The organism is Huintestinicola sp., from assembly GCF_050874005.1.
Taxonomy (GTDB): domain Bacteria; phylum Bacillota; class Clostridia; order Oscillospirales; family Ruminococcaceae; genus Huintestinicola.
Map to the genome: position 1 here is coordinate 1 of NZ_JBNMJV010000057.1, position 12,548 is coordinate 12,548.

Annotated in this window: 10 protein-coding genes; all 10 read right to left on the reverse strand. The window is 45.1% G+C overall.

From position 1 onward, the window contains the following. Positions 1–165: transposase (locus ACR0QN_RS12880; RefSeq protein WP_432651633.1), on the reverse strand; the 165-nt coding region annotated here is incomplete at its 3' end. 109 nt (positions 166–274) lie between these two features. Continuing rightward, complete coding sequence (locus ACR0QN_RS12885; protein WP_432651624.1) at positions 275–2,185, reverse strand: ABC transporter ATP-binding protein; 1,911 nt, start codon at positions 2,183–2,185, stop codon at positions 275–277. Continuing rightward, on the reverse strand, positions 2,185–3,915 hold the full coding sequence (locus ACR0QN_RS12890) for an ABC transporter ATP-binding protein (protein ID WP_432651625.1): 1,731 nt from the start codon (positions 3,913–3,915) through the stop codon (positions 2,185–2,187). The genes ACR0QN_RS12885 and ACR0QN_RS12890 overlap by 1 nt, the downstream gene beginning before the upstream one ends. Continuing rightward, the gene (locus tag ACR0QN_RS12895) at positions 3,909–4,445 is read right to left on the reverse strand and encodes a MarR family winged helix-turn-helix transcriptional regulator (RefSeq protein WP_432651626.1); all 537 of its coding nucleotides are present in this window, start codon (positions 4,443–4,445) and stop codon (positions 3,909–3,911) included. The genes ACR0QN_RS12890 and ACR0QN_RS12895 overlap by 7 nt, the downstream gene beginning before the upstream one ends. A 114-nt stretch (positions 4,446–4,559) precedes the next feature. Further along, positions 4,560–5,522, reverse strand: a complete 963-nt coding sequence (locus ACR0QN_RS12900; RefSeq protein WP_432651627.1) for an RluA family pseudouridine synthase — start codon at positions 5,520–5,522, stop codon at positions 4,560–4,562. Continuing rightward, the gene (locus ACR0QN_RS12905; protein WP_432651628.1) at positions 5,519–6,490 is read right to left on the reverse strand and encodes a hypothetical protein; all 972 of its coding nucleotides are present in this window, start codon (positions 6,488–6,490) and stop codon (positions 5,519–5,521) included. The genes ACR0QN_RS12900 and ACR0QN_RS12905 overlap by 4 nt, the downstream gene beginning before the upstream one ends. Before the next feature lie 59 nt (positions 6,491–6,549). Next, positions 6,550–7,935: an NADPH-dependent glutamate synthase gene (gene gltA / locus ACR0QN_RS12910; RefSeq protein ID WP_432651629.1), complete on the reverse strand. Its 1,386-nt coding sequence runs from the start codon at positions 7,933–7,935 to the stop codon at positions 6,550–6,552. Between the two features lies 1 nt (position 7,936). Next, a complete protein-coding gene (locus tag ACR0QN_RS12915) occupies positions 7,937–8,776 on the reverse strand; it encodes a sulfide/dihydroorotate dehydrogenase-like FAD/NAD-binding protein (protein ID WP_432651630.1) in 840 nt (279 codons plus the stop codon). Positions 8,777–8,952: 176 nt separating this feature from the next. Continuing rightward, positions 8,953–10,443 carry a response regulator gene (locus ACR0QN_RS12920; protein ID WP_432651631.1) on the reverse strand — a complete coding sequence of 497 codons (1,491 nt, stop codon included), beginning with the start codon at positions 10,441–10,443 and terminating at the stop codon, positions 8,953–8,955. A 6-nt stretch (positions 10,444–10,449) separates the two neighbouring features. Next, positions 10,450–12,246, reverse strand: coding sequence for a sensor histidine kinase (locus tag ACR0QN_RS12925; RefSeq protein WP_432651632.1), 1,797 nt, complete (start codon positions 12,244–12,246; stop codon positions 10,450–10,452). Between the last annotated feature and the right edge of the window lie 302 nt (positions 12,247–12,548).

Genomic DNA, 12,548 nt, shown 5'->3' on the forward strand with positions numbered 1-12,548 from the left:
ATGACCATTATACCATAAAATCCAGTTCCTTAGTTGCTTATCACTTAATATTTCATATTTTTTACATATTTCCAGCTGACTTCCTCCGCCATTCAGATATTCTTTTACCGCTTTCAGCCTTAGTTCTGTTGAATACTTCTTGTTCTTATGACTTCTTCTTGGCATAAAATTACCCCCTTAGTGTAGTCTCGAAATTTTTGTTTTTTCGAGTGTCTACTCTAAGGGGATTATATCACTTTCCGAAGAAGCGGCATTTTCATATTATATATTTTTATCAGCTCAGCTCGAACATACCGGTGTAAAGCTGATAATACTTGCCCTTGTCGGCAATAAGCTTGTCGTGGTCTCCACGCTCAATGATGTTTCCGTGTTCAAGAACCATAATAGCGTTGGAATTTCTTACGGTGGAAAGTCTGTGGGCGATAACGAATACCGTTCGTCCTTTCATAAGGCTGTCCATACCCTTTTCGATAAGCGCTTCCGTTCTCGTATCAATGGAGGAAGTAGCCTCGTCGAGAATCAGAACGGGAGGATCTGCCACCGCCGCACGGGCAATGGCAAGAAGCTGCCTCTGACCCTGAGAAAGGTTTGCGCCGTCCGATGTAAGCATTGTGTTATAGCCCTCGGGAAGATGTCTGATAAAGGAGTCGGCGTTTGCAAGCTTTGCCGCCGCAATTACGTCTTCGTCCGAAGCGTCAAGCTTTCCGTATCGGATATTTTCCATAACCGTACCCGTAAACAGATGAGTGTCCTGTAAAACCATTGACAACGAACGTCTCAGATCGTCCTTTTTGATCTTGTTGATGTTTATGCCGTCATAGCGTATCTTTCCGTCGGGAACATCATAAAATCTGTTGATAAGATTTGTGATCGTGGTCTTGCCTGCGCCTGTAGAACCTACAAAAGCGATCTTCTGACCTGGCTTTGCATAAAGGGAAACGCCGTTTAATACGGTCTTGTTCTCCTCATAGCCGAAGGTCACATCATCAAATTCAACTCTGCCCTCCACCTTTGTGTAGGTAACTGTTCCGTCAGCCTTGTGAGGGTGCTTCCACGCCCAAACGCCTGAGCGCTTTTCGCTTTCGGTAATGGTGCCGTCAGGCTGTATTTCGGCGTTTACAAGGGTAACATATCCATCGTCCACTTCGGACTTTTCGTCAATGAGATTAAATATACGCTCTGCACCTGCAAGTGCGGAAAGCACAGCGTTGAACTGCTGAGCCACCTGGGAGATAGGCATTGAGAAATTTCTTGAAAACTGTAAGAATGCCACAACAGTACCCACCGTGATAACTCCGCTGAAAGAATGAACGCCCATAATAGCAAGTATACTTCCCGCAACAGCAAGGATAGCGTACTGAATGTGAGCAAGATTGTTGTTAACGGGTCCCATAATATTCGCAAAGGTGTTAGCTTTTGTGGAAGCCTCGCAGAGAGCATTATTCAGCTTGTCGAACTCCTCCTTGGACTTCTCCTCGTGAACAAAGACCTTTACTACCTTCTGACCGTCTATCATCTCCTCGATGTAGCCGTTAACTGCACCGATCTTCGACTGCTGTTCCTTGAAATATTTTCCGCTCTGTCCGCCTATCTTGCCTGTTATGAACAGAAGCAGAACAAGCATTGCCAGAACTATGAGAGTAAGCTGCCAGCTGTAGTAGACCATCATCACGAAAACGCCGATAACGGTCACAGCAGATGAAATAAAGCTTGCAATTGAGTTTGACAGCATTTCACGTATGGTGTCGATATCGTTTGTGTAGCGGCTCATAACGTCGCCGTGAGTATGAGTATCAAAGTATTTGATAGGCAGAGTCTCCATATGAGTGAAAAGGTCTGTTCTCAGCTTGAAAAGGGTTCTTGTGGAGACTGTGAGCATAATTCTTGCATATGCAAAGGTAGAAACAGCTCCGAGAGCGTAGATAAGTATCATCTTTGCAAGTGTAGCAATAAATCCGCTGAAAAGGACATCGTCCTTGTTGCCTATCATCGGAGTAAGGTAATCGTCTATAATTACCTGCAAAAACGATGTACCGATAATATTGGCAAGCGAACTGAAAATAATAAATACAACGACCAGAGCCAGAAGTCCCTTATATTCCGAAGCATAGCTCAGTATTCTCTTGAAAGCTGCTCCTGCGTTTCCGGGCTTCTGAACGGGTCCGTGCGGCTTGTGCGGAGGCATTATTCCTCAGCTCCTTTCTGCTGTGAGGTGTAGACCTCACGATATATCTTATTGGTTTTGAGAAGATTTTCGTGAGTGTCAAATGCGTCGATATTTCCGTCGTCAAGAACGATTATCCTGTCCGCCTCGGCAACAGAGGAAATACGCTGGGCAATGATTATAGTGGTAGTATCCGCAAGCTCGGTCTTGAAAGCGTGGCGAATCTTTGCGTCTGTTGCGGTATCAACAGCACTGGTGGAGTCGTCCATAATAACGATCTTAGGCTTTTTGAGCAAAGCTCTTGCAATACAAAGTCTCTGCTTCTGACCGCCCGAAACGTTAACACCGCCCTGACCGAGATCTGTATCATATCCGTCGGGGAAGCTCATAACAAAATCGTGTGCCTGAGCCTGCTTACAAGCCTCGATGATCTCCTCGTCGGTAGCATTTTCGTTGCCCCAGCGGAGATTATCCTTTATTGTTCCCGAGAAGAGAACATTTTTCTGAAGCACCATTGCAACCTCGTTTCGGAGATTGTCGATCTTGTAATCTCTTACATCGTAACCGCCAACCAATATCCTGCCATCAAGGACATCATAAAGTCTCGGGATAAGCTGAACAAGAGTGGATTTTGCAGAACCAGTTCCGCCTATGACACCGATAGTCTCACCCGATCTGATGCTTATGTCAATATTTTTCAGGTTGAGCTTATCCTTGTCCTTAGCATAGCTGAAAGAAACATTGTCAAATACAATGCTTCCATCCTCGGGAAGAAGTTCGGGGTCTGCATTATAATCGGCAATATCGGGGACCTCGTCGAATATCTCTACTATTCTGTGCATTGAAGCCATAGATATGGTGGTCATAACAAAGATCATCGAGAGCATCATCAGTGACATAAGTATCTGGGTGATGTATGTGATAAAGCTTGAAAGCTGACCGATAAGCATTGTTCCGCCTATTACCATATTTCCGCCGAAGTAGATGACAGCCACGATGCAGGCATACATAGTTATCTGCATAAGGGGCTGACCAAGAATTACTATCTTTTCGGCATTTACCTGAGCGGCACGAACGTCATCAGCCGAAGCTACGAATTTTTCTCCCTCAAATTTTTCACGTACAAACGCCTTAACAACTCTTATGCCGATAAGATTTTCCTGTACACGGGAATTAAGAGCGTCATACTTGGAAAGCATTTTCTCAAATCTCGGGAACGCCTTTGAAATGATAATGACCATAGCGACAACAAGTACCGGTATTGCAATAAGGAACACCATTGCAAGCTTTGCGTTTATGGAAATTGCCATAATAAGTGCAAAGAGAAACATAAACGGTGCTCGCACCGCCATTCTGATTATCATCATAAATGTGTTCTGAACGTTTGTAACGTCGGTTGTAAGTCTTGTAACAAGAGAGGCTGTGGAGAATTTGTCCACGTTGGCAAAGGAAAAATCCTGCACCTTGTCAAAAAGCTTTTTTCTTACATTCTTGGCAAAGCCCATACCTGCCTTTGCGGCAAATTTTCCGCCGAGAGCACCGCAGGCAAGAGAGAATATTGCCATAAGTGCCATAAGCAAACCCATTTTCACGGTGTACGATGTATCGCCTCCGCCTATTCCGTAGTCCACGATACACGCCATAACCAGCGGTATGAGCACCTCCATAATGACCTCGCCCAGCATTACGATAGGGGTCAGTATTGCATACTTTTTATACTCCCCCACGCAGGACAGCAGTTTTTTCAGCATTTTTCGGAAGTCTCCTTTTCTTTAAATTTTTCTCTGCCCTTTCCGCAGTGATCCCCGAGAAGTCCCGAGGACTCAATGTTTGAAACAGCAAGCTGTATGAGCCTTAAAAGCTCACTTTTCTCCTTATCCGACATATTACGGGTAATTATCTCCTCTACCATACCGATAGTAAGACCCATCTCCGTCTGTAATTTTTGGCCCTCGTCGGTAAGAAGGACTTTTTTTATACGGGCGTCGGACTTATCCACCTCACGGATAATGTAGCCCCCTTTTTCCATATTTGCAAGAATACTTGCAACCGAGGAACGCTTTATGCCGAAGCTGTTTTCGATATCCTTCTGAAAAACACAGCTTCCGCTGTCGTTGCAGTATCGGATAAATCCCAGTATCCTGCACTGCTCGCCCGTCATTGAATACCCCTTTTCCAGCAGATACCCGTTTATCGAGTAACGGATATCCTTTGAAAGGCGGTTCACATATTTTCCGATATGCTCCTCCTTTTCGGTATTTGCTCCGTCTGAGCCATTCACCTTATCGCCTCCGAACAAAAAAATGTTAGATATCTATCGGTTAGATATCTAACATTTATTATACGTTTATTATACTAATAATACAACTAACATTCTATGAATGTACTGTTAACATTATTTTTCAATGAACATATCCTCAAACCACACCTTTGGAACGGTATATTCCCTGCCGTTTAAATATTCAAGTATTCCCCCGTCGGTGGAAAAGGAAAATTTCAGCTTATATGAATAAAGCGCCTGAGTTTTTATGCCATAGCTCCTGTTCACCTTGTTGCTGCCGTACTTCCCGTCTCCCAGCAGCGGACAGCCGATATAAGCCATATGCGCCCTTATCTGATGTGTGCGCCCCGTAAGCAGTTCAACCTCTGCAAGGCTCAGCTTTCCGTCGGTTTTAAGCACTCTGTACTTTGTAATAATAGTCTTGTTGCGGTCGGTCTTTTTGTCAGAGACGGTAACAGTATTCGATTTGCTGTCCTTGAAAAGAAACGCAGTCATAGTGTCCGATTTTTTCGGCGGAACTCCCACAAGAATGCAGAGATACTTCTTCTCAAGCTCCCTGTCCTTTATCTTCTGATTAAGGATACGCAGGGACTCCGCATTTTTCGCCGCAATTACGATACCCCCCGTATTCCTGTCAAGCCTGTTGCACAAAGAGGGGGTAAAGCTGTTCTCGTCCGCAGGGGCATACTCCCCTTTTGCGTAAAGATAGTGCTGCATACGGTTAACAAGAGTGTCCACCGTACCCTCGTTGTCCTCGTGCACCACAAGACCGTTTTTCTTGTCCATAAGCAGGATATTTTCGTCCTCGTAGATCACCGAGATATTCTTCGGAGCCTTGAGAAACTCATACCTCTCCCCCGAATCGTCCTCCTCAAAGAACTCATCGGGCAGATACAGCTCCAGCACATCGCCCTCGGAAAGCCTTGTGGATATCTCACAGCGCTTGCGGTTGAGCTTGATATTTTTCGTGCGAATCCCCTTGTACATTGCACTCTGCGGCAGCTTTGGGGCGGCTTTCTGTATGAATTTGTCCACACGCTGCCCTGCGTCGTTTGAGTTTATGATGTATTTTTTCATTGGCTTATATCTTCCTTATAAATGATGTTGCTTACCCTCTTATATCCCCCGTCCACCCATGCGAAAAGGCATATTTCATCGCCCATCACAGAATATGGATACTCAAGGGATTTTTCAGCATTTATGCCGCACAGCGCATTTTCGATCTGAATGCTGCCGCCATTATAAAATTCGCACCACGTGAGATTATCAATTTCATAAGCACTCAAATTTTCTGAGCGGACTATCTTATCACCGCTTACGGATATTTCAAAAAAGTGCTCAATGCTTTTCTCTCTTCCGAAATCCACAGAGGGTTCCACGCTTCGGATAAAGCGTGATTTTTTATAGACCGTCACCGTAATGTCAAAGCCCTTAGGCAATGACTTCAGAAAAGAATTATGATCCTCTTTTCCTATCTGAGCAGAAAAAAGCTTCACCTCGTTATTGTAGCCATAAATAATATATTCTTTATGATATGAGCTTCCGCCCCTGCCCGACGAAGAAATATGTTTCCTACTATCTAACCAAATATCATTAACAACAAATTCGTCATATTCATCTGAGAAATAATCGGAAATACAGTCTGCCAAAATGGGGATATCCCCAAATCCTCTGTCATTATCGGAGAAATACTGCTGTTCGGCATACCGTGTTCGATTGATACTGCAAAATAAAACTACAGGAATTGTGATGGTAAGAAATGTTATTCCTATTATTGGCAGAAAAGAGCTTTTCATTTCCTTCCTGTTCTTAATAAGTCCTCTGAGATTACTTATTCCGATAATGAGTATGGGAACAGAAAGAAAAAGCGCAGAACCTGAGCTGATAAGAATAGCAGAAATCGTATTTCCAAGCCCTCTTTTTCCAACCATTACATCATATAACCCCAACACACCGGGAAGAAAATATATGATAACCACAGCAACTACATAAATCGCTGCAAGTATTTCGGTAATGCTTATTTTCTCCTTTTTTTGCTTCTTCACATTTCCTACCCCCATACAAGTTCACCGTACCCGTAAACCGGGTACGGTGAAAAAACATCTTACTTAGAAAGATATTCGTCAATGGCTTCGGCAGCGGATTTTCCTGCGCCCATTGCAAGGATAACGGTAGCTGCGCCTGTTACAGCGTCGCCGCCAGCGTAAACGCCCTCACGGGAGGTAAGACCGCTTTCGTCCTTAACAACGATACAGCCGTGCTTGTTTGTTTCAAGTCCCTCGGTGGTGTTTCTGATGAGTGGGTTGGGAGATGTTCCGATGGACATTACAACGCAGTCAACGTCGATAACGTGCTCGGAGCCTTCCTTTACAACAGGACGGCGTCTGCCCGACTCGTCAGGCTCGCCAAGCTCCATAGAAGCGCACTTGATGCCGCTTACGAACTTGTTTTCGTCGCCAAGTATCTCCACAGGATTTGTGAGGGTCTTGAAGATGATGCCCTCCTCCTTAGCGTGCTCGATCTCCTCCGCTCTTGCAGGCAGCTCAGCCTCGCCTCTGCGGTATACGATGTAAACCTCTTCTGCGCCAAGTCTCTTAGCACAGCGAGCAGCGTCCATAGCAACGTTTCCGCCGCCTACAACAGCCACCTTCTTGTTCTCCTTAACGGGAGTGTCGCTGTCAGGCTTGTATGCCTTCATAAGGTTAACTCTTGTGAGGAACTCGTTTGCGGAATAAACACCCTTGAGGTTCTCGCCGGGGATATTCATAAATCTGGGCAGACCTGCGCCCGAGCCGATGAACACGCTCTTGAAGCCCTGCTCGAAAAGCTCGTCAATGGTAATTGTCTTGCCAATGATAACGTTTGTCTCGATATGTACGCCGATAGCCTTGAGACCGTCTATCTCACGCTGAACAATGCTCTTGGGAAGTCTGAACTCGGGGATACCGTAAACCAGAACGCCGCCTGCAAGGTGAAGAGCCTCGAAAACTGTAACATCATAGCCCTTCTTTGCAAGGTCTCCCGCACAGGTAAGACCTGCAGGACCTGCACCGATAACTGCGACTTTTTTGCCGTTTGAAGCAGGCTTCTCAGGCTCGCCCTTGAAGTTTGCGTTGTGGTAATCCGCTGCAAATCTCTCAAGTCTGCCGATACCCACAGGCTCGCCCTTGATACCTCTTACGCACTTGCCCTCGCACTGAGTTTCCTGGGGACAAACACGTCCGCATACTGCGGGAAGGGAGCTGGACTTGGAAATAATTCCGTATGCGCCCTCGAAATTCTTGTTTGCGATCTCCTTTATAAATGCAGGAATGTCGATATTAACGGGGCAGCCCTTTACGCAGGGCATATTCTTGCAGCCCAGACATCTCTGAGCCTCGTCCACAGCCATTTCTTCGGTATATCCGAGAGCCACCTCGAGGAAATTCTTGTTTCTTACCTCAGGCTCCTGAGAGGGCATAGGGTTCTTTTTAAGCGACATATTAGGCATATCACTTTACCTCCTTGAATAAGTTGCAGGTTTCCTCGTGCTTCTTTCTTTCAAAAGGCTTGTACATAGTAGAACGTCCCATAGCCTCGTCGAAATCAACAAGATGACCGTCAAATTCGGGACCGTCAACGCAGGCAAACTTTGTCTCTCCGCCGACTGTAAGACGGCATCCGCCGCACATTCCCGTTCCGTCTATCATAATAGGATTCATAGATACAACAGTCTTTATGCCGTATTCCTTTGTTGTAGCGGCAACGAACTTCATCATTATCAGGGGACCTATTGCAATTACCTCGTCATACTGCTCGCCGCTGTCGATAAGCTCCTTAAGAGCGTTTGTAACAAGGCCCTTGGTGCCGTAGGAGCCGTCGTCGGTCATCATACAAAGCTTGTCCGAGCAGGCTTTGAACTCGTCCTCAAGGATAACAAGATCCTTGCTTCTGAAACCGACAATGGAATGTACCTCGCAGCCTACGCTGTGAAGCTTCTTGGCAACGGGATATGCAATGGCACAGCCTACGCCGCCGCCCACAACAGCGACTTTTTTAAGTCCCTCGGTGTGGGTTGCTCTGCCGAGAGGGCCTGCGAAATCCTGTAAATAATCGCCCTCGTTCATATGATTAAGCTTCTCAGTAGTAGCGCCCACTACCTGGAATATTATGGTAACAGTACCCTTTTCCCTGTCGTAATCGGCAACGGTAAGGGGTATTCTCTCGCCGTTCTCATCAGTCCTCAGAATGATGAACTGACCCGGCTCAGCCTTTTTTGCAACTGCGGGAGCTTCGATATCCATAAGGGTAACAGTAGGATTTAAAGCTTTTTTTCTTACAATTTTATACATTGCACACTGTCCTTTCGTGTTGAAATACGAGCAAACGAGCAGAAAATTTTCTCATTGAAATTCGGCAGTTTACACCGAAAATCAGCATTATCTGCATACAATTTTATGATATCACATCACAAGCTTTTTTTGAAATATAAAAAATATATGACCACATATATTTTTTAATATATTGCTTATTCGTCCTTTCCGAAGGACTTTTTATAGCTGAGAGGGCTTACACCCACATATTTTTTGAACTTGTTGTGGAAATAATTTATGTTGGAATAACCCACCATTTCCGCAACCTCATAGACTTTGTAATCCTCCTCGGCAAGAAGTCTTTTCGCCTCGGAAATACGTATCTCATCAATGTAATTGTTGAAATTTTCTCCTGTGTACTGGTGAAAGACCTTGCCCAGATATGCGCTGTTGTAGCCGAATATCCCTGCAAGCATTTCAAGGCGCAGCTCACGGTTATAATTGGCTCTGATATACTGGACCACCCTCTCCATATTGCTCTTGGTGGTCTTGCTGAAGCAGGCGTCAGACACGTTAATAAGGCATTTCCTTATCTCCTCGATAATGTCCCTGAGACTTGAAAGAGTACCGATATGTGAAACGAACTCATCGGTAATAAGTGTCTCGGGCTTTTTGTCCGAAGCGCTCCGCACTATCCTGGAGCGGATATCCATAAGCAGAGTAATACAACTTATTTTTGCCTTTTCGGGGGTGTTGTCCATAGTCTGCATAGACTCCATAAAAGCATCAAGAGTACGGCTGAGCTTTTCGGTGTCATTTATCTCCATATATGCGTAAAGCTGGGAAGCATAATCCGTATCGTCGTTATCACGGCTTTTTTTAAGAAGATCGGGTGCAGCGATACCGCAATGGCGGAAAATGAATTTATTAGCATATATGCTCTTTGCTTCACCATAGGATCTGCAAATGTCTCCCGGTGAATTAACACTGCTGCCGCAGGCAATGAACGCTCGTCCCATAAGCGACTCGTTCAGACGGATAAGAGCCTCCTTCACAGCCTCGTATTCCCAGTCTTTGAAAAGCAGTCCCAGCACGCCGCTTATGTCCAGCGAAACGATATCCACATTCTTCATATTGTCAAAGAATTTCCGTACTGCCGTGCTGCTGTCCTGCCCGTCGTCAAAGCCTATTACAGCCGCACAGTACGAGGAATATTGCCCTGCTGCGGCAGCGTCCGCAATGTGACCCTCGTCCCCTGCAAAAAGTCCCTTGACCCTCTGTTCGTAAAGATATTCGCTGCCGATCTCCTGCTGATAACTCTTCTCACGCTCGCTTTTTATCTTCTCCCCTGCCGCCTTTATAGCCTCGGTCAGCTCGTCCTCGTCAACGGGCTTCAAGATAAAATTCTCAACTCCAAGAGAAATTGCAGTCTTGGCATAGCTGAAATCCGAATATCCCGACAGAATAATGACCTTGCCCTTAAATCCAAGAGCCTTGGCAGCTTCGGTCATTTCAATGCCTGTTTTTCCCGGCATTTTGATATCTGCGATAACGATATCGGGACGGGAGATCATTATCTTTGAAAGTCCGTCGTCGCCGTCCTCCGCTTCGCCGATTATCTCACAGCCTATCTCCTCCCAGGGTATCATCATCTTAATGCCCATTCTTACATTTGGCTCATCGTCCACCAGAAGCACTTTAAACATTATGTATCATCGCCTTTCCGAATCTGTTGTAATGCTGCCTCCTGCAGCTGAACTGCGTGAAACGGGGCTGCGGGGAAGGGTTATCCTTATTGTAGTTCCCTCGCCCTCCTTGGTTTTTATTGTAAGACCGTATTGTTCACCGTGGTACATTTTTATTCGCTTGTTAACGTTTGTAAGTCCTATGCTCTTGCCCGAAGAAGTGTCGTTCCGTCTGAGCTTTGCTTCAAGCTCACGAAGCTTTTCTTTGCTCATTCCGCTGCCGTTGTCCTTGACGTCGATTATTACGTTGTCTCCGCTGTAATAAACCTTTATGTCGATATGTCCGTTGTCCTTGCAGCCCTCAATGCCGTGAACGAAAGCGTTCTCAACCACAGGCTGTATGACAAGAGGCAGTATCATATAATCCTTTGATACCTCGGAATAAATGCTGTAGGAAACCCTATCCCCAAATCTTGCAGCCTGCAGTTCAAGATATCCGTTCGTGAATTCAAGCTCTGAGCGAAGTGTGACCTCGCCGTCTTTGAATTCAAGACAGCGGCGCATAAATTTGCCCAGCTTCTTAACAAGATCGGCAGTTTCCTTGTCATTGTTGCAGAAAGCCTTCATTCGTATGGTCTCAAGTGTGTTATACAGAAAATGGGGATTTATCTGACTGGCAAGCGCTTTAAACTCAGCTTCCATCTGAACGAATTTGAATTCCTCGTTCTGGAGCTTTGCCTGATAAACGTCATTCATCATCGTCTGCATACTGTGTATCATCTGTTCAAGATCGGTGTACAGCTCGGCGATCTCATCGTGTCCCTTGTCGGTAAACTCCACATTAAAATCTCCCCCCGCCACAGCGTGCATTTTCTCGCTGAGCAGAGTGATACGCCTTGAGAAAACGCTGGTGAACAGCACGATGATAAGCAGCGAAAGAATGAAGAACAAGCAGAAATAACCGCCGTATATGATAGACAGCTTGTTTATCTCAAGATCTGCCACACCTGCAGGGATAAGAAAAATTATCTGAAAATTCTCTCCGTAATTGAAATTATCGGTTATAGTGTACCCCTTAAAACCTAAAAGTCCTTCTTTCAGAACATTTACGCCATTCATAGAAATAGACTCGTCAAACTCGATCCTGCCGCCTGCATTTGCGCCCTCGTAATTGCTGAAAAAGACTGAGCCGTTTCCCACGCACAGAATACTTTTGCTGTTCTCTGAAGAAACATTCCTGCCAATCCAACTGTCTGAAATAAGAGCGGAAGCAACGCCTATCACCTTATTATCTTTTTTTATTGCCTTGATACAGCTAAGGTGCCACTCTCCGTTTGTGCGGTCAATGACAATGTCCCAGAAAAAATTATTGCTTTCAAGCCTTGCCTTTTCATACCAGATCTGAGACTTGATCTCATCGTCTGCAAAAATGTAATCGGCGTTGCATACAAAATCGCTGCGCTCGGTGTACACCTTTACGCTTTCTATCTGCGGGAAGGAATCAAGATATCTCTGATGAGGTCCTCTGCTGTAATACTTGTAATAATCGGCATTGCTCTCATATTTGTTTTCCAGAAATGCTATAACGTTTTCATCCGTAGCGAACATATCCATTGCCGATTCCACCGAATCCACCGTATCGGCAATTCTTGTGCGGATACTTTCAGCCTTGGCATTAGCGGTGCTGATTATCTTATCGGTAACTTCCGAGCGCATATTCACAAGCAGCATTATGCTGGCTGCAAAAAGGGGCAGTATTACTATGAGAAACATTATCAGCATCTGATTTCTGATAGAGCTGTTTTTTGAACCAAAAAGCTTCATTTTCAACCGCCCTTCAAAAAGAAATAAATATAGGTAACCTCTAAAAACCCTGGTATTTAAACAAGCGGAATTATATGAGGAAAATTTTCCGTGTCAAAAGCCGAAACAGCCTCTATTTGACCACAAAATCCCCTCTATTATTGCCCTTTTTCCTCAAAAGGCCGCAGTTATCCCTTAACAGGTTGATTTTCGTTTTAAATATTCATACCTGCAAAAGTTATATATCAGATTTGTCAGACCAATATTGAACCACGCTCGTGTGATCCCGATGTTTCGAATAGTTATCCCGTGCATAGCTCCTG

What these genes read in the sequence shown, in the direction of transcription:
- ACR0QN_RS12890 (WP_432651625.1), bottom strand. Translation starts at nt 3,915, where the DNA reads ATGCTGAAAAAACTGCTGTCCTGCGTGGGGGAGTATAAAAAGTATGCA.
- ACR0QN_RS12885 (WP_432651624.1), bottom strand. Translation starts at nt 2,185, where the DNA reads ATGCCTCCGCACAAGCCGCACGGACCCGTTCAGAAGCCCGGAAACGCA.
- ACR0QN_RS12920 (WP_432651631.1), bottom strand. Translation starts at nt 10,443, where the DNA reads ATGTTTAAAGTGCTTCTGGTGGACGATGAGCCAAATGTAAGAATGGGC.
- ACR0QN_RS12925 (WP_432651632.1), bottom strand. Translation starts at nt 12,246, where the DNA reads ATGAAGCTTTTTGGTTCAAAAAACAGCTCTATCAGAAATCAGATGCTG.
- gltA (WP_432651629.1), bottom strand. Translation starts at nt 7,935, where the DNA reads ATGCCTAATATGTCGCTTAAAAAGAACCCTATGCCCTCTCAGGAGCCT.
- ACR0QN_RS12915 (WP_432651630.1), bottom strand. Translation starts at nt 8,776, where the DNA reads ATGTATAAAATTGTAAGAAAAAAAGCTTTAAATCCTACTGTTACCCTT.
- ACR0QN_RS12900 (WP_432651627.1), bottom strand. Translation starts at nt 5,522, where the DNA reads ATGAAAAAATACATCATAAACTCAAACGACGCAGGGCAGCGTGTGGAC.